Raw genomic sequence first — 21,948 nt, forward strand, 5'->3', positions numbered from 1 at the left:
GCCCCTGAGTAAGGAATCCGCCCCTGAGTAAGGAATCCGCCCCTGGGTAGGGATCCGATTCTTCGCGAGGAAGCGAACGACAGCAGTGGTGGTTCTTCCCCGAACCCCCGTGCGGCGGGGAGGTCAGACGGCGGACAGCGTCATGATCACGGCGAGGATGACGGCCGGCGCGAACGCGAGGATCATCAGCGCGACCGCCCAGGTCCACCTGCCCCGCCCCCACGACCGCCAGGCCGCGACGCTGAACCCGATCGGCCACAGCGGGTACAACAGCACCAGCCCACCGAAGATCCAGGCGCCGACACTGCCTTCGGTGGCAGCTGCGATGACGGTCACGACAGCCACCACGGCCCAGATGATCAAGGTGATGACCGCGAGCACCTGACCGGCGATCAGGGCTGCCAGGTATGGACCGCGGGGCGTATCTGGTGCCTCACGGACCGCCGGGATGGCGTCGGTCATGTCCCCACTCATGGCCCCAGGGTACGGTCCGGCCGCCTTGTCAGACGTCGGACCAGGCCATTCACCGTCGGGCGCCAACTGTCGGGCGCCAACTGTCGGGCGCCAACGGTCGGGCGCCAACGGTCGGGCGCCAACTGTCGAGTGTCACTGTCGGGCTGCCCCGGCGGTCACTGCTGGATGGGATGCGGATACACGGGCGCGCGGTGTTGAAACGACAGGATCTTGGGGTTCACGATGACTCCGTCACGGATCTCGATCGCCTTGCGGATCGTGGGGCTGTGGTCCCACGCGCCGGTGAGAACGGGCCGCAGATGAGGGATCAGTGCCTCGCTGTTCTCCCACGTGGCGGACTCCCACAGGTACGACGGACTGTGGTCGACGCCGTAGTAGTGCACATCGTCACCCACCACGATCATCGGATCGTCGAAGGTCGTGGGCCGCGCGAAGGAGAACCCCATCGCGGCGTCGCAGGACACATCGACAATCACCGTGCCCGGCCGGAGTCGGGGCAGGTCCTCGTCGGTGAGGAACATGAGGGGCTCGTCGGTGTCTTGCAGGACACAGTTCACGATGAGGTCGAATTCGGCAAGGAATTCCTCGGTCGGCACCGGGCCAGAGCCCTTCAGTGTCATGGTCCGGGAGGGATCGTCGGTACGCCTTTCGAGGCCGCCGAGAGTCACGTTGGGGATCGGCGCGGCCACCAGATGCACGTCGCGCATTGTCAGTGCGACGACGTCGACCACGCCCAGGCTCTCGAGTGCGTTGGCGGCCCCGCGAGCGGTGTTGCCGAACCCGATCAGTACCGCGCGCCGCCGCCGTCCGTAGGCGCCTGTGAACCCGCGGAGCGACATGGCGTGCAGCACGGATGCGTAGCCCGCCAACTCGTTGTTCATGTGGAACACATGGATCACGAAACGGCCGTGTTCACTCCAGTGGTTCATCGCCTCCCAGGCGATCAGAGTGAGTCTTCGGTCGATCGCGACCTGCGTGAGTTCGGGATCCTGCACGCAATGGGGCCATCCCCACAGGATCTGGTCGTCCCGCATCTCGAGCACATCGGACAGCGTCGGCTTCGGCAGCAGCAGGACATCGCTGTGGGCGATGAGCTCGGAATGAGTCCGAAAACCGGCGACCAGCTCAGCCAGCTCCTCGTCACGCACCCCGAAGTGGGAGCCGTAGTCGTGTTCCAACCAGATCCGGGATCGCAGGTCGGGATCGATTCGGTCGAAGTGGCGCGGATGCAGTGGCAGCCGCCGCTCGTTCTCCTTGCCTGAACGGCCGAACACTCCCAGGGACAGTTCGGCCACAGCAGACTCCCTCGATCGGCGACTCATCCGCAGCGTATCCACCGCTGCGTCCGCAGCGCGAAGGCCGTCGACAGCGAGCGGACGAGGCCAGGCGTGGCTGCCGCGGGAAACGTGATCGGCGCGAAATGAGTCGTTGGATCGCACTACGTTCGGAGGATGATCTCTCGCATCCTCGTCGGCACCGTGACCGCCGGTCTCGTCATCGCGGTGGCGGCCCCATCGTTCGCCCAGCCGGCCGATCCGCCCCAGACCCAGACATCCGCTGAGACGGCGCAAGCGAGCAACAAGTCCAAGCAGATGAAGAAGGCCCAGAAGTGGGCGCGAAAGTCCAAGGCCTTGGACGCTCGGATCTGCCGGTCTGGCAACTACCCGGCCTTGAAGACCTCCGTGGGTTCGGGTGCTTATCTCATGACCCAGCAACGGTGGCAGAAGTTCGGGGGCACGGCTTTCGCCGCGCGCCCGAACAAGGCCTCGCGGCGCGACCAGAATCTCGTCGCGTGGCGGATGTTCAAGTCCTCCGGATGGAACAACCTCGGTTGTCCGCGGGCCGACTGGATGCGTGCTGCCTATCAGCGGGCCAAGAGCACCCCCTTGGGCGAGATGCTGATCCCCGGCACCCATGACTCGGGCTCGTCGCTGATCGACACTGATCCTCCGTGCGCCCCGCAGGTCATCGCCGGAATCAGTGCGGTGTTCGCCCAGGCGGCCCAGGTGAATCCCTGCGGGGCCGCTGACGAGGCGCGCGCGCAGGAGGAGAATCTCGGCGATCAGTTGCGCGGCGGGGTTCGCTATCTCGACATCCGGGTGGGGGTCCCCGCGAATCAGGTGATCGACTCTCCGCGCCCTCCGGCTCCGGACCCCTTGTCCGTGCCTCTGGTCCTGCACCACAACTACGTGTCGCAAAGCCTCACCAAGGGTCTGCGACAGGTCCTGAAATACACCGCCGCCCACCCGGCGGAGCAGGTGATCCTGGACTTCCAACACCTGGATCTGACCGGCAACCAGGCCATCGACGAGTACTACTACCAAGCGCTGCTCGACATACTGATGGAGTTCCAGGCCGAGGACAGTGGGCCCACCGTGTGTGAAGCCGCCTGGACACGGGACATCGTCGGCCTCCCCGACGGTGAGGTGGCCATGGGCGTGCCGGTCGGTGACATGTGGCAGTCGGGACGCAGCCTGCTCGTGCTGATGCCCGAGACGGGCATGCCCCAAGACGACTGTTACTTCTCGCGAGAGCTCGTCATCCACAGTCCGTGGCCCAACACCGACGTACCCCAGGTCAGCAAGGACGCGAATGACGGATACCTGGCCGAGCGGACGCAGCGACTCGACGGTGACCAGTGCGTCGACGCCTCGGGCAACGACTGGTGCGTGTTGTTCGTCAACCAGCTGCAGCTCACTCCGAGTGCCGTCAACTACGCCAACTGCGTGTTCAACAAGGTGGGTGACAACTGCTCGCTGCACGCGCTAGCCAGGTTGGTGAACGACAAGGTGGCCGGTTACATGACCGATTGGACGACGTCCGGTGAGCCGACCAACATTGAGATCATCGACTACTACGAGGACAGCGACCCGAGCGTTGCCGACCAGATGATCAGGCTCAACTGGCAGCGCACCGGGCAATGGCCACGATGATGGCCGAGCAGCGACTTCATGCGTTCGGTGACGACGCCCTCGGTGCTGACGATGTCGTGGGACTGCGCGAACGACTGGAGCGTCGCGAGGTGTCGCCCGCGGAACTTCTGGCGGCTGCCCGGTCCCGCGCCGAGGCACTGCAACCGAGGGTCAACGCGGTGGTCGCGTGGGCCTTCCCGCCCCATCCGCGTCCCGATCCCCAGGCGCCCTTGTCGGGTATCCCCACGGTCGTGAAGGACAACGAGCCTCTCGCAGGAGTTCCGACCCGCGAGGGCTCCCGGGCCACGGCTGATCGTCCCGCGCCCACAGACGGAGTTTGGGCTGCACAGTTCCTCGCCCTCGGGGCAGTACCGATCGGCAAGTCGACATTGCCCGAGTTCGGCCTGACGTCTACCACCGAGTCCCTGTTCAGCGGACCGACGCGGAATCCGTGGAACCTGGGTCGTTCGGTGGGCGGTTCGTCCGGAGGATCGGCGGCTCTGGTCGCCGGGGGAGCGGTCCCGATCGGACACGCGAATGACGGCGGAGGATCGATCCGCATCCCGGCTTCCTGCTGCGGGCTCGTCGGGCTCAAACCCTCGCGGGGTCGCATCATCGACCTTCCGGAGATCGAGAAGCTCCCGGTCAACGTGGTGACGCAGGGAGTCGTCACCCGTTCGGTGCGCGACACGGCGCTGTACTTCGCGGCCGCCGAGCGGATCCACCGCAACAGTGCTTTGCCGCCTGTCGGCCACATCACCCATCCGTCGGACCGGAGGCTGCGCATCGCGGTCACGACCAGCGGGCATCCTCGACTTCCCACCGAGCCCGCGGTGGCCAGCGCCGTTCGGGATGCGGCCCGACTGTGCGAATCGCTAGGCCACCACGTCGAAGAGGTCGAGTTCCCCTACGGCGAGCAGGTCGGGGTCGATTTCCTGCGCTATTGGGCATTCCTGGCGTACGGCATCAAACGACTGGGTGGTCGCATGTTCGGCAAGGGTTTCCGGGCGGACCTGCTCGAACCCTTCACCTTGGAGTTGGCGGGGATGTTCTCCGGCAGTGCCGAGCGCCTGCCCGCTGCCGTACGTCGGCTCAAGCGGTTCGGCGCCGACTACGATGCCTCCTTCGATCGCTTCGACGTGTTGCTGTCGCCGGTCACCGCTCATGAGCCGCCTCCGATCGGCTACCTCGGGGCGCTCGTCGAACCACGGACACACCTCGTGCGCCTTTTGCGATATGTCTCGGTGACGCCTCTGCAGAACATCGCAGGGGCGCCCGGTATCAGCCTGCCCTTGGGGATGAGCGCAGCCGGAGTTCCCATCGGAGTGCACGCGGCTGCACGCACCGGCGATGAGCGCACGCTGTTGGAGTTGGCGCTCGAGTTGGAGCAGGCCGCGCCGTTCGCGCGCATCCAGACAACCTGACAGCGCACCCAACAGACGCCTGTTCCGATCACCCGAGCGGTGAGGGTCCGGAACCTATCCACCCGATCCGGCCGGACCAGAATTGGTGGCATGCGCGGATCTGCGTTGCGCGGCGGATTGCTGAGCCAGGAAGAGGCCGCCCAGCACCAGTCCGGCGACACCGCTCCACAGCAGCGTCGCTGTCGTGCCCTGCGCGAGATCCCCGCCGCCGAGGATCTCGACACCCAATGCGGCCAGGACGACGCCGACCCCGCCGATCGTGACGATGGTCGTGATCACCACCCCGGAAGCCTGTCCCGACAGTTCGACCGGGAGCACCGATTGCGTCGCCACGTTGGTGAACGAGTAGCCCATGGCGAAGGACAGACCGCTGATCATCAACCCCACCACGTCGAGCACCAATGATGATGCGAAAGCCTGCAAGACCAGTCCGAGGCTGCCGGCGACGATGGCGGATCCCATCACGATTCCGTCGGGGATCCGGCCCGCGATCCGGCCCGACAGCGGTCCACTCATGGCCGTCGCGAGTGCCGGGAAGACGAACAGCAGTCCGGCGACGACCGAGGACAGCCCACGTACTTGCTGCAACTGGATGGTGACGACGAGCATCATGATGCAGTAGCCGACGTTCGCGACGGTTCCGGCGATCAGGATGGTTACGAAGGACCGCCGTCGCATCAGCTGCGGACTCACGAGTGGCCACGGGTGTCGGCTCTCTTGCCGGGCGAACAGCAGTAACAGCACGAGCCCCGTGACGATCGCGCCGCCGGTACTGACGGCGAGGATCGACAGCGTCGACAGGTTGTCCAGCCCCCAGGTGGTGGTGGCAACACCGGCGATGACCAGCGCCGCCCCGAGCCAGTCGAGCTCGGAGGTGCGATGGTCGCCGGGATCCCTGCTGTCCTGCAGGGATCGCATACCCCACACGAGGGCCACCACGGCCACAGGGATGTTGACCCAGAAGACCCAGCGCCAACCGGCGCTCGCCGCGAGTCCGCCGCCCACGATCGGGCCGACCGCTGTGCCGATGTTCGCGAGTCCCAGCATGAGTCCGAGGATGCGAGGCCGCTCGTCGGACGTTGTGTCGTTGCTGACCAGGCTGAAGGCGACCGGCATGATCATCGCCCCGCCGACCCCTTGCAGGACACGCGCTGCGATCAGCTGCCCCGGAGTCTCGGACAAGCCGCACAGCAGCGAAGCCACCCCGAACGTTGCGACGCCGATCAGCAGGATTCGTTTCCGGCCGACGAGATCCCCCAGCCGGCTTGCCGGGATCATCAGGGACCCCAGCGTCAGCATGTAGGCGCTGAGCGCCCACTGCAGATCGGTGGTGGTCGTACCGAGATCGACCGAAATCACCGGTAGGGCCAGGCCCAGAGAGAAGAAGTCCAGTTGGATCAGGAACAGGGCCAGGACAACCGGCAGGAACCGGATGGGCAGGAATGACGGTGGCCGCATGCGGGGAGCCTACGGTCTGGACCGGTGATCACCCACCCTTCCGGGTCGCACGGCGGAGTTGGGTGGGCAGAGTCGGGTCCGCCACTGGAGGATCGGGCTGCGCGCGGAGGTGTCGGTTCTGTTCGGAGGTGTCGGGCCGGAGGTGTCGGGCCGGAGGTGTCGGGCCGGAGGTGTCGGGCCGGAGGCGTCGGGCCGGAGGCGTCGGGCCGGAGGCGTCGGGCCGGAGGTGGCGGTTCGGAGATAGGGTCGGCGATCATGAGTGACGTGAGTGACGGCATTTCGGTGACAGGGACGGGCAGCGCCGGTGCGGTGCCCGACACTATGGTCCTGCAGACGGGAGTCGAGGTCACCGCAGCCGATCCCGGTGCGGCATTCACAGCAGCTGCCGCTGCCCTCGACACTGTGCGGGCGGCCGTGATGTCCGCGGGCGTCGAAGCCGCCGATCTACGCACTACGCAGGTAGCTCTGCGTCCCGTCCACGATCGCGACGGCCGGGTCAATGGACATGAAGCGGTGCTCGGACTGGCCGTCATGGTGCGTGACATGGGTCGGTCGGGCAGCATCATCGATCAGGTCACCCGCGCGGGCGGGACTCATGCCCGGCTGTTCGGTATGCAGCTGGAGCACAGCGACCCGACCGAGTTGATGTCCCGCGCCCGGGAACGGGCCATGGCGGACGCGCGGGATCGGGCGCAGGAGTTGGCGCGCCTGGCGGGGCGTTCCCTGGGTCGGTGCGTGGCAGTTGCAGAGCCAGGGGCGTCCGGTCCGCGGCCGATGATGGCGGCCCGGGCGGGGGGTGGCGAAATGGCGGTCGATCCCGGTCAGCTGGAGCAGTCGGTGTCGGTGCTCACGCGCTGGGAGTTCGGGGACTGACGGCGCTCTTCGCGCATGAGTGGGGCGCGCGGAAGGAGACGTCCGATCAAGAGGCTTCAAGCCCGAGTGTCTGGAACACTTCGGCCACTTCGCCACTACGGCCGGGTGGCCATCCATTGAGCGGGTGGCCATCCATTGAGAAGGAATCGGCGCATGCTTGTCTCTCTGCGAACAGCCCTGCTGGTCTCGATCACGGCGACCGCCCTCGTCGTCGGTGCTGTGAGTGTGGCTATCGGGGGTCATTCGGACCTTCCCAAGGCACCCAAGGGCTCTGTGATGGTGGACCACCACAGCCGGACGGGTCTGGTTGCTGCGGACTACAAGATCGATGGCATGTCCCCGGCAGCGGTCACGAAGCACTATCGCAAGGCGTTCAAGGCGCGGGGTTTCTCGGTGCGATCGAGTCGCAGCAGTTCCGGCTACTCGTATCTGTATATGAAGAACGCCGGAGTCTTCTCGTTCGTGGGGGCGGGTGAGGGGCGCAGGGGCGAAGTTCACTTCGAGGTCTGCAAGGGAACCGACAAGTTGCAGGTAGACGTGTGCGGGTGACCCAAGGCCACCCGCACTGCAAGTTCCGGGGGTGATACCCCGACCCGATCAGGTCTTCTTGGCGCCGTGGGGCAGTTGCTTCTTGTTCTTGATCGCGTGCTTCAACGCGGCTTTGTGAGAACTGTGATTGATGTTGCTGGTGTGGCTGGGACCGTTGCCCAAGACCTTTGTCGAATACATGGGGGCTCCTTTCAACACTTCTAGTGTCCCACTGTCATGCATATATACACATACTTTGGGTGGTGGTGATCGTCACACTCAGGTGCGATGCTGTCCGGCGGAAGGGCTGTCCGGCGGAAGGGCTGTCCGGTGGAAGGGCGAGGCGGACGTAGGGCAGGGTGTGCACGGGAGGTCCAGTGGGGCAATCGGGTGACAGTGGGAGCACGGCGTCATCCCCACGCCCGAAGGGCAGTGTGGATCACCCGAAGGGCAGTGTGGATCACCCGAAGGGCAGTGTGGATCACCCGAAGGGCAGTGTGGATCACCCGAAGGGCAGTGTGGATCACCCGCAGCAGAGCGTGGTGCGCCCGCTGCAGCGAATGGTGATGGTGACCAGCATCTTGAGTGCGGCGGGCCCTTCGGGACGGCCGGCGGGGATGCTCGCGGATGCCGTCGGATTCCATGGGACCGACGAAAGCAAGCGCGAACAGTTGGCCCGACTGATCCGGGACCTGCGACGCGTGGGGGTCGACATCACCAACGTCGCCGATCTCGGCCAGGAATCCCATTGGGTTCTGCACCCCCGCGACAGCCGAATCCGACTGGCCTTCTCGCCCGAGCAGCAGGCTGAGCTCGCCCGCGCAGCGCTGCTCGCGGACCGCACCACCATCGCCTCGTGGCCTGGGAGGAGCTCACACTCGCGGGGCCCGGGTCGAAGTCACAGTCAAGGATCTACCTATCGATGTCGACCTCGTGCTGCGGGCCATCACCACCCGCAGCGTGCTGCGGTTCGGGTACAACGGCCGGGCCCGGGAACTCGATCCAGCGTCGTTGCACCGGGGTACGGCAGGGTGGGCCGTCACCGGATTCGACCGGGGTGCTGACCAGTTGCGCACGTACTATCTGACCCGGATGACCGACGTGACCGCGGGACCCAGTGGTTCGGCCCGGTCCGTGTCCGATCACCGCCGAGACGGAGCCGACCCTCTGACCTGGCCCATCGATCCGCCGCAGTCTGCCCTTGTGGTCGTTGATCAGCAGTACTTGTCCGACGTCGAACTCCTGCTGGGGGCGCCCGAACGATCCGTGCCGACCGACACCACCGTCGAACTCACCTACACGGTCACGAACCGTTGGGTGTTCTTCGCCAGGCTGGTCGAACTCGGTGAGCGGGTCGTGCTGGCCGGGTCGCAACCGCTGCGCACCGCATTCGCTGACATGCTGCGGGCGGCGATCCCATGACGGCGCTGGAGTCCTTCGCCCGAATACACCGCGTGATGGCGATTCTGACCAGTCATCCGGAAGGGCTGTCGCTCGATGCGGTCGCCGCGGAACTCGGTGTTCCGTCAGCGACGCTGCGTCGCGAGATCCTGGAGTACTTCGCCACAGACATACCGGCCGAGATGCTCATGGGCCTCAACCGCGCCGACACCATCGAGTTCTTGGCGGCTGATGGCGCAGAGGCGGACCCGCACCAGGCGCCTGTGATCCGGGCAGTCTGCGAACGACCCGAAGCCGAACTGGGAGTCGAGTACCTGAGGGCGGACGACTTGGTCGCTTTGTACGAAGCCGCATCGGGTCTGGCTGAACTGGAGCCGGACAATATGGCCCTGGCGCACGCGGTCGAAGTCCTGGCTGACACGTTCCTGGCGCGATCCGCCACCACTTCCCCCGACCGGGGGGAATCGACGGCGTCACTCCTGCGCGATGCGATGGACCGACGTCAGCCGGTTCGCATCACCTACTCGCGCGCCTGGCGCCCGGGGGTGTCGCAGCGTGACATCCATCCGTATGCGCTGCACCACACCGCTCGCGGCTGGGAGGTCGACGCCGGACCACTGATCGACGGCCGGACCCGCACCTACATCGTCGCGCGGATCAGTGCCTGCGAATTACTGTCCGGGGAGTTCGACAGGCCCGTGGACGCCGAGCAACTGATCGAGCGTGATCGGGCCCCGGTCTCGGTGGATTTGTCGTTGCCACAGGGAAGTCACTGGGTGGCGGATCGATTCGCGGAGTCCACACGGGTGCTCACCGCCGATTCCGACGATCTGTTGATCCGGGTTGAGTTGCTGCCCCCCATCGCCGAGCGGGTGGGGCTGATCCTGCTGATCGCGGGGCCGGACGCGTTTGTGATGGAACCCGCCTCGGTCGTCGACGCGGGTGCCGATCTGGCTCGCCAGCTGCTGGTGCATCACGGCATCGAAGCCTGATCCGGAGACCGGCGCCGCCGCTCGGACATCTGACCCTCCGGTACTCACCCCCCCGTTGCCCCCCGCTGTCCCCCCCGCTGTCCCCCCGTACCCACTCCCTGGTACTCACTCCCCGGTACTCACTCCCCGGTACTCACTCCCCGGTACTCACCCCCGTACTTGCCGGTCTGGGCCAGGTGAGGCAGTGACCGGATCGTGACCGTGGGCAGCGTGCCTGATCGGCGCGCCTGGCTCGTGGCGTGGTGGCCCTTGGACACAATGAGCGCGCCGGCAACCCGACCCGAGAGGACCGCTGTGGCGACGACTGCGTCGACGACCCGTTCCCTGGGCGAACGTTCCCGCCTCCCGCTTGCCTACCCGGTCCTCTTGGGACTGCTGTGTGTGTCGGCGGGGGTCTCGCTCGCCTTGGCTGCCGCGGGTCATCTCGCCGACCTGGGCGGAAGCGCGCCCTACGTGCACAGTCTCGTGGCCTTCAACGAGCCCGCGACTGCCGACCTGACCGATGTGTTCGGTCCGGCGGCCAAGAGTGTCGACAACCTCACGTTCTTCTTGACCATCGGTGCGACCGCTGTCGCCGCAGCCCTGCTCATCGTGGCGACGGGGTTCTTCTGGTCCTCGGGGCACGTGCGTCATCCGGATGCTGCCCGCAGGGTCGCTGCCGTGGGCCTCACCATGGCGCTCGCGATCGCCATGGTGACCGTCATCCCTTTCGATGCCGGCTGGGGTGAGGCCTTGGGGAGCACCGGTGGCACCACCGTCGAAGCCGTACGCACCGGAGTCGTGGCTCTGCTCGGGCTCCTCGTTCTCCAACTGTCCGCGCCGCAGTGGCGCGAGAGCGTGCGCGAGGCCTTCCGAGACTGACCCGCCCGCCCCGAGTTCGCCCCCTGCGGCCGAACGGGGGATAATCGGGCCAATGCCTGCCGACAGTGGGCCGGACATTCTCAGGAAGGACTCCCATGGCGCGCCTTGCCCAGACCGAGGATCTCACCGACATCCAAAGCGACATCCTCGCGGCCGTCCACGACTTCGTCGACAAGGAAATCATCCCCAACGCCAATACGTTGGAACACGCCGACGAGTACCCCACCGAGATCGTCGAGGGTTTGAAGGAACTCGGTGTGTTCGGCCTCATGATTCCCGAGGAATACGGTGGCCTGGGTGAGTCGCTGACGACCTACGCGCTGGTCGTCGAGGAGATCGCCCGCGGTTGGATGAGCGTGTCCGGAGTCATCAACACCCACTTCATCGTGGCGTACATGATCATGCAGCACGGCACCGAGGAGCAGAAGCAGCGCTACCTGCCTCGGATGGCCACGGGCGAGGTGCGGGGCGCGTTCTCCATGTCGGAGCCCGGCTGCGGCTCCGACGTGGCCGCCATCCAGAGCAAGGCAGTGCGCGACGGTGACGACTACGTGCTCAACGGCCAGAAGATGTGGCTGACCAACGGTGGCTCGTCTACTTTGGTGGCGGTCCTGGTGCGCACGGACGGTGAGTCCGATGATCCCGACGCCAGCGTCTACAAGAAGATGACCACCTTCCTCATCGAGAAGCCCGAGGGTTTCGGAGAGGTGCGACCCGGTCTCACCATCCCCGGCAAGATCGACAAGATGGGCTACAAGGGTGTCGACACCACGGAACTGATCATGGACGGCCTGCGACTTCCGGCCGATGACGTGCTCGGTGGCGAGCCCGGCAAGGGTTTCTACCAGATGATGGACGGCGTCGAGGTGGGTCGCGTCAACGTCGCTGCCCGCGCGTGTGGTGTCGCCATCAGGGCGTTCGAACTCGGCGTCGACTACTCGCAACAGCGTGAGACTTTCGGCAAGCCGATCGCCCAGCATCAGGCGGTGCTGTTCCGGCTCGCCGACATGGCCGTCAAGGTCGAGGCCGCGCACCGCATGATGGTCATGGCCGCCCGCAAGAAGGATTCCGGTCAACGCAACGACCTCGAAGCCGGGATGGCCAAGTACCTGGCCAGCGAGTACTGCAAAGAGGTCGTCGAGGACTCCTTCCGCATCCACGGTGGCTACGGCTACTCCAAGGAGTACGAGATCGAGCGGCTCTACCGTGAGGCTCCCATGTTGATGATCGGCGAAGGAACCGCTGACATCCAGCGCATGATCATCGGGCGGCGCTTGCTCGAGGAGTACAAGCTGCGCCTCTGACGCGCCGCGATGGGCGGGGACTACCGTGGTTCCATGGCCAACATCCGGGGCATGAATCCCGACGTCGCCGATCGTCCTGTTCTGGTGTCGTTCTCCGAGTACTCCCAGGCCCAGGCGGCTGTTGACACGTTGAGCGACAACAAGTTCCCCGTCCAACACGTCGCCATCGTCGGTGTCGACCTCACTCTTGTCGAAAGTGTTCTGGGCCGGACGTCCTGGGGTCGGGCAGCGCTCAACGGCATGGCGACATTCGCCTGGTTCGGCGTCCTCATCGGTCTGTTCGTCAGTTTCTTCGGCGCCCAGGACTCTGCCCCCACCCGGCTGGTCTTGTTGGGGTTGCTCTTGGGGGCCGCGTTCGGCATCGTCTTCGGTCTCGTGTCTCATGCGCTCACCGGTGGGCGCCGTGACTTCGTGTCCCGGCAGGCACTCCAAGCTGACCGCTACGACGTGCGTTGCGACGCGGAGTTCATCGGCCAGGCGCGCCAGATCCTCGGACTTGCTCCCACCTGGCCGCCCGCACCACCGGAACGAAGCGAGAACGAGGCCACCAGCGACACCGACCAGTCGCCGACATGAGCGACGATCCGCGTTGCCCGCGCTGTGGTGTCGAACTGCTGGCACCCACAGTCATGCGTGAGTACCACGCCTGCCCCACCCACGGACCGGTTCCGGTGCAGCATCCGCCCCGGTTGCCTTCGTCGGCGACGTTGACGGCGCTCGCGGCCGAATCCGACGTCCCGTTCTGGGTTCCGTGGCCCTTGCCCGCAACGTGGGTGTTCGCCGGCATCCAGGTCGTCGGCGGCGGTCGACAGCCCATCGAGGCGGCCACGCTGGGATTCACCGGCCGCGGCATGTCCGCTGGGCCGTCGGACCTGCTCATTGTCGGCGAGAAACCCGGCACCGGAGTCGGGGCGCGCTGGGCCGGCGTCCCCGAACCGGCCCCTTCGCTCATGGCCCAACCTGCGACCACCAAGATCCGAACCGCCGGATGGCCCACTCCGCTGTGGTCCCTGGAGTCCCCGGGCCGAGCCGCCTATGTGGGCGAGTCAGCCGGCTGCTGGCTGTGGTTGATCACGTGGCCCGACACCTCATGGTCGGTCTTCGATCTGGATCTGGAACTGCGCGACCTGCGCGACGGCATCGCGATCGACCTCCCCAGCGGAGCCATGCTGCCCCGGCTGGAGGCCCCCGACCGGTGAACACCGCTCTCTACGGCTCCGTCGTGGTCACCCTCTTCGTGATCATGGACCCGATCGGGATCATCCCCGTGTTCCTCGGTCTCGTCGGCGATCGCGCCCCCCGCGAGATCCATCGGTTGGCGTGGCAGGCGGCCCTGACCTCGCTGGCTGTGATCGGCGGGTTCGCGATCTTCGGTGACGCGATCCTGACCTACCTGCACATCTCGCTGCCCGCCCTGCGAGTGGCGGGCGGCCTGCTGCTGCTGGTCGTGGCCCTGCAGTTGCTCATGGCAGGGGAGTTCCGAGTGTCGGCGGCGACGGACAAGGCCAACATCGCCTTGGTCCCGCTCGGGATGCCGCTGCTGGCCGGGCCCGGTGCCATCGTCGCCGCCATCCTGTTCGTCCGCAGCGCCAGTGCTCCGGGCGACCTGTTCGCCATCGCCGTCGGCATCATCACCATTCACGTCATCATCTGGCTGTCCCTGCGCTTCTCGACCACGATCCTGCGGGTGCTGCGCCGCGCGGGCGTCACGGTGATCTCGCGCATCGCCGGCGTGCTCCTCGCCGCGATCGCAGTCCAACTGATCGCCGACGGCATCCACGAGTTCATCGTGTCGTGGCAGTGACCACCGTCAACTCCCCCGAGGCCCCCGAGCCCCCACGAGCTCACGAGCCACGAGCACGGCTGACGAGTCCGGCGTTCGACGTGGGCGAGAGGTTCCGCCGGGGGAGACGGGCGATCCTGATCGGGTCGAGGGGGACGGCGCAGTCGGGCCGTCATCACGGAAGGCCCGATAGGGTTGCCCCATGGACACCACCCACGACTTTGAATCGGAACGCCCGCTGGTGGTGGTCGCCAACCGTCTCCCCATCGAATACGACGAGGCCGAAGGCTGGCATCCCGCCCCTGGCGGACTCGTCGCCGCCCTGGAATCCGTGCTGCGCGACCGCGAGGCGTTGTGGATCGGATGGAGCGGCCGGTTCGAGGATCCGGATTCGGACGCGGAACAGGCCCCGCCCCCGCCCACCGGTACAGGTTCACTGAAGCTGGACGAAGTGCCGCTGACTCACGCCGAGGTCGAGGGTTACTACGAGGGATGCTCCAACGGCGCCATATGGCCCCTGTATCACGACGCGATCGTCACACCTATCTACCATCGCACCCAGTTTCAGGCCTATCGGCGGGTCAACGAGAAGTTCGCCCGGCACGTGGCCGAGGTCGCCCCACCTGAGGCTGTCGTGTGGGTCCACGACTACCAACTGCAGCTGGTCCCGCGCATGCTGCGGCAGATGCGTCCCGACCTGAGGATCGGATTCTTCCTGCACATCCCATTCCCGCCGGTCGAGATCTTCAGCCAACTCCCGTGGCGCCGACAGATCCTCGAGGGGCTGCTGGGATCGGATCTGGTCGGGTTCCAGACCAAAGAGGCCGCGCTGAACTTCCTGCGCTTGGTCCAGAAGTATGTGGCGCTGCGTCCGGGCGGAGACCGAGTGGTCGTCGACGAGCTATCGGGCAGCCGCACTGTTCGGGTGGAGGCATTTCCGATCGGGATCCGCGCGCAGGACTTCGCCGAGCTCGCAGCCGACCCCGCCACCATCGAACGGGCCGCGCAGATTCGAGCTGATCTCGGCGACCCGGAGCTGATCCTGCTCGGCGTGGACCGCCTCGATTACACCAAAGGCATTGACGTTCGGATCCGGGCAGTCACCGAACTGTTCCAGGACGAGGACCTCGACCCCGATTCGACGGTGTTCGTCCAAGTCGCCACGCCCAGCCGGGAGAACGTCGAGGAGTATCAGCGCATCCGCGACGATGTGGAACTGCTGGTGAGCCGGGCCAACGGCGACATCGGCAAACTTGGAACCACGCCCATCCACTACCTGCACCAGCCCATGAGGCGCGATGAGTTGACGGCCATGTATGTCGCTGCCGACGTCATGCTCGTCACTCCGCTGCGCGACGGGATGAACCTCGTGTGCAAGGAGTATGTGGCCTGCCGGACCGAGGAAGACGGCGCCTTGGTGTTGAGCGAGTTCACCGGTGCCGCTCACCAGATGTCGGACGCCTGGCTGGTCAACCCGTACGACATCGACGGGGTCAAGCGCAGCATCTTGGATGCGGCGCAGTCCGCTCCTCAGGAATCCGCGCGACGCATGTCGGCGCTGCGCCATGGCGTCTTCGAGCATGATGTGGAGCGCTGGGCCTCCGACTTCCTCAACCGGCTGCAGGGTTCTTTGTGACCGACACCGATGCCACGCTGCCCGCGCCCCTGATCGAACGCGTCCGGGGGATCGAAGTGGAGGCCTCGCTGCTGGTGTGTTGTGACTTCGACGGGACTCTCGCGCCGATCGTCACCCGACCTGAGGACGCGCGACCACTGACCGGGATCCCACCGTTACTGGAGCAGTTGGCGGCCGCGGACCACACCACGGTGGCGGTGATCTCGGGTCGCTCGTTGGCTGATCTGCACACACTGTCAGGGTTGTCCGCGCCGATCGTCCTGGTCGGTTCGCACGGGGCGGAGTTCGAGGCCGGTTTCGTCGAGGAGTTGACCACCGGGCAACAGCAGTTGTTCGCTCGGCTCGACACAACTCTGACGGAACTCGCTGCGACGGCTCCAGGCGTGCAACTGGAGCACAAGCCCGCCAGCATCGCGGTCCATGTACGCCAGGCGAGCCGTCCCGATGCCAATCGGGTGATGGCGGAGTTGTGGGAGGGTCCGGTGTCGTGGCCGGGTATTCACGCGACAGCCGGCAAAGAGGTTCTCGAGCTTGCGGTCCTCAAAGTAGACAAGGGCGGCGCCGTTTCTCATTTGCGGGACAGTGCCGCCGCCGACGTCGCGATCTTCGTCGGTGACGACGTGACCGACGAGAACGCCTTTCGGGTGTTGCGCCGTGAAGATGTCGGGGTCAAGGTCGGCGACGGTGAGACAGCGGCCGAGTACCGGATAGCGTCCGTTTCCGCGGTGCGCTCGCTCTTGGCGCTGCTGGCTGCTGTTCGCTGAGAGGCGCGGAGTCCGGGCTCAGTCCCGCTGCAAGGGGATCTCCGCCCACACCACCTTGGAGTCCTGGTCGCGGTCCCAGCCCCACCGGGACGCCATCGCCGATACCAGGTGCATACCGCGGCCATCTGGTTCGGTTTGAGTGAGGATCTTGGGATAGGGCAGATCAGAGGCGCGACCGTCTTGGATGGCGATGGTCAGGGCGTGGTCGTCGATGCTGATATGGGCGCTGATCGGACCGGTGCCGTAACGGACGGCGTTCGTGGCGAGTTCCGAGACGATGAGCAGGGCGTCGTCGAGAAGGTGGGTGGCCCGAACAGTTTCGAGGACATCGCGCACCAGTCGGCGGGCCTGGCCGGCGGCTTGAGGCCCGTCAGGCAGGTCGCAGTGCTGCTCCATGGGTCCGCGATACCCACTCGTTACGCGTTTCACACCCCTCGCGCGGACACGAAGTCGATGATTTCGCGGACCGTGCGCTGCGGATTCTCCACCGCGGGCGAGTGCGCGGCACCGGGGATCGCCACCGCGGGCACCGCCAGGCGGGCCGCCATGTCCGCCATCTCCGGGACCGGCCACGCCGAAGTGTCGTCCTCGCCGTACATGACGAGTACCGGAATCCCGTTCTGCGTCACCGTGTCGGACAGTTCCGACGTCAAATCCGGCACGCTCATCAGCGTCTGCGCGATCCCGGCCAGGCACCACGGATCCGTCGCGACCCAGCGGCGGTGCAGGAACTCCTCGACATCGGCTTCCAACGCAGGCACCCCTGCGGCGGCGTCCACCGCCTGCTTGGCGACCCAGATCTGTTCGCTCGTTGCGACGGGGACCAAGTCGCACAGTGCGGTCATGAGGTCCCAGTGTTCGCGCGGGAGTGCGCCCGGACCCGAGTCCATCAGCGTGAGGCTGCTCACCAGGTCAGGCCGCGCCAGTGTGACTTCGCGGCACACGAGACCACCGAACGAGTGACCCACGAGATGGGCGGGCCGGGATCCGATCACGTCGATCAGGTCGGCAGTGAAACTCGGCAGGCGGTAGTCGTCGAGTCTGCCGGTCCCCGGACTCTCGTGTTGGCCGCGCTGATCGATAGCGGTCACATTCAATCCAGCCCCGGCCAGCGGCTCCAGCAGGGGCAGGAAATCCTCCTTGCTGCCCGTGAATCCGGGGACGAGAACCATGGCCGGCCCGTCGCGGGGGCCCATCTGCACCGCGGCCAACTCCCCGTCCGTGGTGCTGATTCGTAACGGTTCGGCCCCTGGCGGGAAACCCGTGGAGGGTGGGACACTCATGCCGAGCAGAATAGGATGCTCAGCGAGGGTTCACGTTCCAGGGGCAGGTGGGGGTTCGATGACGCGCATTATTGCCGTCGCCAACCAGAAGGGCGGGGTCGCCAAGACAACGACGGTCGCTTCGCTGGGTGCTGCGCTCGCCGAACTTGGTCAGAAGGTTCTCGTTGTCGACCTCGACCCGCAAGCCTGCCTGACGTTCTCGCTCGGCCTGGATCCCGAAGCGATCGACATGAGCCTGCACGATGTGCTGCTCGAGCGCGTCGGAGCGGGCATGGTCATCCGCCCCACGGATGACGGCATGGACTTGCTGCCCGCCACTATCGACCTTGCCGGCACCGAAGCCCACCTGCTCACCCGAACGGGTCGCGAACATGCCTTGCGGCTGGCGCTCGAGGACGTCGCCTCCGACTACTCGTACATCCTGTTCGACTGCTCGCCATCGCTGGGCGTGCTCACCATCAATGCGCTCACAGCTGCGGACGAGGTCTTGATCCCGCTGCAGGCCGAGACGTTGTCCCACCGCGGTGTCGGACAACTCCTCGACACCGTGCGTGATGTCCAGCGCCTGACCAATCCGCGGCTGCGGGTCCTGGGTGTGCTGCCCACGTTGTTCGACGCGCGCACCACGCACGCCCGGGCAGTCGTCGCCGACATCCAAGAGCGCTATCAACTCCCCGTGCTCGAACCACCTATCGCGAAGTCCATTCGATTCGCTGAGGCACCCGCTGCGGGCCGTTCCGTCCTCACCACCGCGAGTCGGGTCCGAGGAGCCGACAACTACCGTGAACTCGCCCGTCGAGTCGTTGCCGGGGAGGTTGACGTCGATGCCTGACAGCACCTTCGACCGGGTCCGCCCGCGGACCGCGCTCGCGGAGGACGAACGCATCACCGTTATCGACGGTGAAGTCCGAGTCCCCGACCGCGAGGGCAAACGTGCGCTGTTCTCGGGTGAGCCGGAACCTCCCAGCCTCGGGTCGATCGCCATGACGTGCACGCGGTGCGGCGCCCGCTCCGTCGTGTCCTGGGGCGCTGCCCTGAAACTGGCTTTTCCCAGTGTTCCGGTCGCTGTCCCCGCATCGGGGATCCGCGCCTGGATGAAGTGCCCCACTTGTGACCGCCGGGCGTGGGTCGATCTGTCGCTGCGCTACTGACCCGTCATCCGAGTCCAGGCGTCCGGCGTTTCGGGAGTCAGGCCCAACAGACCCGCGGGCGTCAGAGAGTCCCGAGTGCGTCAGGAGTTCCGAGACTCCGCCAAGCGGAGTCGTCCGGTCCAGACGCTGGGGTATGGAGTTGGACGTACGCGGAGTGCTTAGATGCACCTGACGGCTGGATGCACAGCGGCAGGAGCGACATGCCTGTGAACCCGACCCGGCTGGTGGGCCGTGAGCGTGAACTCGCCCTGCTGCGCACCGCTCTGGATCGGGTCGCGGCCGGTGAGGTGGTCGCCCTCGAGGTGTCCGGCGAGGCGGGCATCGGGAAGAGCGCCTTGCTCGACGAGTTGGTCCGCGAGGCATCGCGGCGTGGGTTCCGGTGTCTGCGCGGAACGGGATCTCGAGCCGAGCAGGACTTCATGTTCGGCGCGCTCGCTGCCCTGCTGGACGGGCCCGTCACCGCCGACCCCGCGATCGACCAGTTGGATCCTCACACCCTGAGGGACCTGGCATCGGTGCTACCTGGGATGAGAGCGAAGGTCCCCGACACACCCGCAGCGCCGGTCGATCCCTTGCTCGTGTGCCACTCGACCCGACGGGCGCTGACGGCTCTCGCGGCCCGGGGCCAGGGTTTGGTGATCGCGGTCGATGACGCGCACTCGATCGACGAGATGACTGCTTGCGTCATCGGGTTCTGGATGCGGCACGGAATCGACGCTCCGGTGCTCATCGCCACGGCCCGACGCTCGGGTGGGCCAGGCGCTCATACCGGATCCCTCCACCTGCGGTCGGATCGGGTCGAGCGGATAGAACTCGAACCTCTACCGCCGGAAGACGCCGCGCAACTCATGGCGCACCTGCCTGCGGTGCAGCAGAACCGGGTCATGGCGGACGCCGGGGGAAATCCCTTCTACATCACCCAGTTGGCGGCTCATGTGCCGGCGCAGCGTGGCGCGGCACCGACGGAGTCGCCTGAGGGCCGTAATCCCCCCGAGGTGTCGGCGGCGATCCTGGCCGACCTCGCGGAGGTGTCGGTCCCCGCCCAGCAGTTGGCCGGTGCGGCCGCTGTGCTCGGTGACCCGTTCGATGTGATGCTGGCCGCCCGGGTCGCGGAAATCGCCCCCAATGAGGCCCTGCCCGCCCTGGACGAGTTGGTCGCCGCCTCCTTCGTGGTTAACCGCGACGGGCACGGCACCTATGAGTTCCGCCACCCGATCATCACTGCCGTCGTCTACGACTCGATCCCCGGTGGGCGGCGCTTGGCCGCGCACTCCAGAGCCGGGACGATCCTGCAGGCCGAGGGGGCGGCCCCGATCGCTGTGGCGCGTCACTTGGAGCGCAGCGCCGATATGGGGGACGAGCAAGCCATCGAGGTGATTCGGGCAGCCGCGACTGCCACCCGAGTTCTGGCCCCCCGGGCCGCGGCTCGTCTGCTCGCCTCCGCTATCCGACTGTCTGGTCCGGTGGCCGAAGGTGCCCCAGATGGCCGTCCACTGCTCATGGCAGAGCGGTCCGACTGTCTCATCAACGCCGGGCAGTTCGCCGAAGCCCGTGAGGAGCTGCGCGCCGCGCTCGAGCTCGTCGCTCCCGGCGATCACCTGACGCTCGCCTACCTCGTCGGGAACCTCACAAGGGTGGAGAACTGGCTGGGGGAGGAGCGCACAGCCACGCAACGGATTCGTTCGATCCTCGCGGATCTACCGACGGAGGCGTACTTCCCGCGTCTGCTCATGCAGGTGTTGCTCCTGGCCCAGGTCGCCGTCAGTGGTTCGGTCGATGAGGTGCGTGAGATCGGCGGCGTGCTCGTCCCCGCGACCACCGCAGTGCCCGGTCTGGAGTTCGCCACGGCCGTTCTGCTCGCCTATGGCGAAGCTCGTGGGGGGGATGCCGTCTGCGCTGGGGATCAGGCCCGACGCGCAGCCGACCTGTTGGCCGCCACCCCCGACGACCAACTCATCGCCGCTTTGGAGACGCTCATCCTGCTGTCCTCGGCAGAGGAATGGCTGGGCCGTTGGAAGGATGTGCTCGACCACACGGGACGCGGCATCGCGCTTGCCCGCACGACCGGGAATCTGGCCGCGGGTGTGTGGCTGCGGATCGCGGCGGAGAGCGCTCTGACGAAGCAGGGCCGTTTGACCGAGGCCGCCGAGCTCATCGCCGAGGCTGAGGAACTGGCCCGCATGCGCAATGACCCGCTGCTCATCAGTGTCGCCCTGGCGCGGCGCAGCGCGGTCGCGGCTCAACTCGGTGACCTGTCCACGGCCATGTCCACCGCACAAGATGCGGAGGTCTACCAGGAGTTGACCCACGACCCCGGTGTGCCCGCGATCGTGGCGTATTCGATCGCACCGGGCCTCGTGGAGGATGGCCAGGCAGAGCGGGGCATCCAGGTGATGGTCCGGGGAGCCGGCGGACCTGGCTTGCCTCTCGTGGCGGAACCGACCAAGGCCCGCACGCTGGAGATCCTCACCGAGGCTGAGTTGGCCCGCGGGGACGCCGTGGCAGCGCGGAGCTGGGCTGAAGGCGCAGGTGTCAGCGCAGACAGGCTCGGCCTCGCTCTGAGCCACTGTGCGGCGCAACGAGCCCTTGCCGAGGTGCTGCTCGCCGAGAACGATCCGCAGTCGGCGATTGCGCATGCCCGCGCTGCGGTGGCGTCAGCCGATTCGGCCGGAGCACCGCTGGAAGCTGCGCGGGCCCGTTTGATCCTCGGGCGGTCGCTCGGGCGCTGCGGGCAGACGGATCTGGCGGTGGCCGAGATCCGGCGAGCGATCGCAGTGGCGCAGGAGTGCAGGGCCCGCAGCATTGCCGGGCGCGGCGCCCGTGATCTGCGGGATCTCGGTGTCCATGGATCAGGGGAGCGCGCTGCCCGGGGGGCAACGGGTCTCGATGCGCTCAGTGCGCGCGAGCGGGAGGTCGCCGAACTCGTGTCCGAGGGGCTCGGCAATCCTCAGATCGCACAGCGTCTGTTTCTGAGCCGACGCACGGTGGAGTCCCATGTCGCTCGGATCTTCACGAAACTGGGTGTGTCCTCGCGTGGCGAGGTTGCTGAGGTCATGAGACGGGGACAGATCATCGCCGAGCATGTCGAGTCGCCTCGCCGCTGA

General features: G+C 66.6%; 23 protein-coding genes. 16 read left to right on the plus strand and 7 right to left on the minus strand.

Annotated elements, in window-relative coordinates; translation table 11 throughout:
• Window positions 1–123: 123 nt before the first annotated feature.
• The gene (locus tag V9E98_07160) at window positions 124–474 is read right to left on the minus strand and encodes a hypothetical protein (GenBank protein MEI2716759.1); all 351 of its coding nucleotides are present in this window, start codon (window positions 472–474) and stop codon (window positions 124–126) included.
• 155 nt (window positions 475–629) lie between these two features.
• Window positions 630–1,769 carry a N(5)-(carboxyethyl)ornithine synthase gene (locus V9E98_07165; GenBank protein ID MEI2716760.1) on the minus strand — a complete coding sequence of 380 codons (1,140 nt, stop codon included), beginning with the start codon at window positions 1,767–1,769 and terminating at the stop codon, window positions 630–632.
• 156 nt (window positions 1,770–1,925) lie between these two features.
• Here V9E98_07165 and V9E98_07170 point away from each other — a divergent pair, with 156 nt between their 5' ends.
• The gene (locus tag V9E98_07170) at window positions 1,926–3,407 is read left to right on the plus strand and encodes a transglycosylase family protein (protein MEI2716761.1); all 1,482 of its coding nucleotides are present in this window, start codon (window positions 1,926–1,928) and stop codon (window positions 3,405–3,407) included.
• Window positions 3,395–4,810, plus strand: a complete 1,416-nt coding sequence (locus V9E98_07175; protein ID MEI2716762.1) for an amidase — start codon at window positions 3,395–3,397, stop codon at window positions 4,808–4,810. The genes V9E98_07170 and V9E98_07175 overlap by 13 nt, the downstream gene beginning before the upstream one ends.
• 54 nt (window positions 4,811–4,864) lie before the next feature.
• On the opposite strand, the gene V9E98_07180 is transcribed toward V9E98_07175, so the two are convergent.
• The gene (locus tag V9E98_07180; GenBank protein ID MEI2716763.1) at window positions 4,865–6,268 is read right to left on the minus strand and encodes an MFS transporter; all 1,404 of its coding nucleotides are present in this window, start codon (window positions 6,266–6,268) and stop codon (window positions 4,865–4,867) included.
• 255 nt (window positions 6,269–6,523) lie between these two features.
• Here V9E98_07180 and V9E98_07185 point away from each other — a divergent pair, with 255 nt between their 5' ends.
• A complete protein-coding gene (locus V9E98_07185; GenBank protein MEI2716764.1) occupies window positions 6,524–7,141 on the plus strand; it encodes an SIMPL domain-containing protein in 618 nt (205 codons plus the stop codon).
• Window positions 7,142–7,294: 153 nt separating this feature from the next.
• A complete protein-coding gene (locus V9E98_07190; protein MEI2716765.1) occupies window positions 7,295–7,690 on the plus strand; it encodes a hypothetical protein in 396 nt (131 codons plus the stop codon).
• 48 nt (window positions 7,691–7,738) lie between these two features.
• Here V9E98_07190 and V9E98_07195 read toward each other — a convergent pair whose 3' ends face one another.
• Together V9E98_07195 and V9E98_07200 are read right to left on the minus strand one after the other, a co-directional pair.
• The gene (locus V9E98_07195; GenBank protein MEI2716766.1) at window positions 7,739–7,870 is read right to left on the minus strand and encodes a hypothetical protein; all 132 of its coding nucleotides are present in this window, start codon (window positions 7,868–7,870) and stop codon (window positions 7,739–7,741) included.
• A gap of 209 nt (window positions 7,871–8,079) precedes the next feature.
• Entirely contained in the window at window positions 8,080–8,430 is a 351-nt protein-coding gene (locus V9E98_07200) for a hypothetical protein (protein ID MEI2716767.1), read from the minus strand.
• 172 nt (window positions 8,431–8,602) lie between these two features.
• On the opposite strand from V9E98_07200, the gene V9E98_07205 reads away from it, so the two are divergent.
• The 9 genes from V9E98_07205 (at window position 8,603) to otsB (ending at window position 16,410) form a co-directional block, all read left to right on the plus strand.
• Entirely contained in the window at window positions 8,603–9,091 is a 489-nt protein-coding gene (locus tag V9E98_07205; protein ID MEI2716768.1) for a WYL domain-containing protein, read from the plus strand.
• Window positions 9,092–9,126: 35 nt separating this feature from the next.
• On the plus strand, window positions 9,127–10,062 hold the full coding sequence (locus V9E98_07210) for a WYL domain-containing protein (GenBank protein MEI2716769.1): 936 nt from the start codon (window positions 9,127–9,129) through the stop codon (window positions 10,060–10,062).
• A gap of 210 nt (window positions 10,063–10,272) precedes the next feature.
• Window positions 10,273–10,923: a hypothetical protein gene (locus tag V9E98_07215; GenBank protein MEI2716770.1), complete on the plus strand. Its 651-nt coding sequence runs from the start codon at window positions 10,273–10,275 to the stop codon at window positions 10,921–10,923.
• A 95-nt stretch (window positions 10,924–11,018) separates the two neighbouring features.
• Window positions 11,019–12,227 (plus strand): acyl-CoA dehydrogenase family protein, encoded by a 1,209-nt coding sequence (locus tag V9E98_07220; GenBank protein ID MEI2716771.1) that lies wholly within the window; start codon window positions 11,019–11,021, stop codon window positions 12,225–12,227.
• Between the two features lie 33 nt (window positions 12,228–12,260).
• Window positions 12,261–12,803, plus strand: coding sequence for a general stress protein (locus tag V9E98_07225; protein ID MEI2716772.1), 543 nt, complete (start codon window positions 12,261–12,263; stop codon window positions 12,801–12,803).
• A complete protein-coding gene (locus V9E98_07230; GenBank protein MEI2716773.1) occupies window positions 12,800–13,426 on the plus strand; it encodes a DUF6758 family protein in 627 nt (208 codons plus the stop codon). The genes V9E98_07225 and V9E98_07230 overlap by 4 nt, the downstream gene beginning before the upstream one ends.
• A complete protein-coding gene (locus tag V9E98_07235) occupies window positions 13,423–14,031 on the plus strand; it encodes a MarC family protein (GenBank protein MEI2716774.1) in 609 nt (202 codons plus the stop codon). The genes V9E98_07230 and V9E98_07235 overlap by 4 nt, the downstream gene beginning before the upstream one ends.
• A 181-nt stretch (window positions 14,032–14,212) precedes the next feature.
• Window positions 14,213–15,646 carry a trehalose-6-phosphate synthase gene (locus V9E98_07240; protein ID MEI2716775.1) on the plus strand — a complete coding sequence of 478 codons (1,434 nt, stop codon included), beginning with the start codon at window positions 14,213–14,215 and terminating at the stop codon, window positions 15,644–15,646.
• Window positions 15,643–16,410 (plus strand): trehalose-phosphatase, encoded by a 768-nt coding sequence (gene otsB, locus V9E98_07245; GenBank protein MEI2716776.1) that lies wholly within the window; start codon window positions 15,643–15,645, stop codon window positions 16,408–16,410. The genes V9E98_07240 and otsB overlap by 4 nt, the downstream gene beginning before the upstream one ends.
• 18 nt (window positions 16,411–16,428) lie before the next feature.
• On the opposite strand, the gene V9E98_07250 is transcribed toward otsB, so the two are convergent.
• Both V9E98_07250 and V9E98_07255 read right to left on the minus strand, forming a co-directional pair.
• Window positions 16,429–16,806 (minus strand): ATP-binding protein, encoded by a 378-nt coding sequence (locus V9E98_07250; protein MEI2716777.1) that lies wholly within the window; start codon window positions 16,804–16,806, stop codon window positions 16,429–16,431.
• 29 nt (window positions 16,807–16,835) lie between these two features.
• On the minus strand, window positions 16,836–17,693 hold the full coding sequence (locus V9E98_07255; protein ID MEI2716778.1) for an alpha/beta hydrolase: 858 nt from the start codon (window positions 17,691–17,693) through the stop codon (window positions 16,836–16,838).
• Between the two features lie 58 nt (window positions 17,694–17,751).
• Between V9E98_07255 and V9E98_07260 the strand changes: the two genes are divergently transcribed.
• From V9E98_07260 to V9E98_07270, 3 genes are all read left to right on the plus strand, one after another.
• Window positions 17,752–18,525: an AAA family ATPase gene (locus V9E98_07260; GenBank protein MEI2716779.1), complete on the plus strand. Its 774-nt coding sequence runs from the start codon at window positions 17,752–17,754 to the stop codon at window positions 18,523–18,525.
• Window positions 18,518–18,844 carry a hypothetical protein gene (locus V9E98_07265; GenBank protein MEI2716780.1) on the plus strand — a complete coding sequence of 109 codons (327 nt, stop codon included), beginning with the start codon at window positions 18,518–18,520 and terminating at the stop codon, window positions 18,842–18,844. The genes V9E98_07260 and V9E98_07265 overlap by 8 nt, the downstream gene beginning before the upstream one ends.
• Before the next feature lie 200 nt (window positions 18,845–19,044).
• Window positions 19,045–21,948 carry an AAA family ATPase gene (locus tag V9E98_07270; GenBank protein MEI2716781.1) on the plus strand — a complete coding sequence of 968 codons (2,904 nt, stop codon included), beginning with the start codon at window positions 19,045–19,047 and terminating at the stop codon, window positions 21,946–21,948.

The organism is Candidatus Nanopelagicales bacterium (assembly GCA_037045355.1).
In the GTDB taxonomy this organism is placed as follows: Bacteria; Actinomycetota; Actinomycetes; order S36-B12.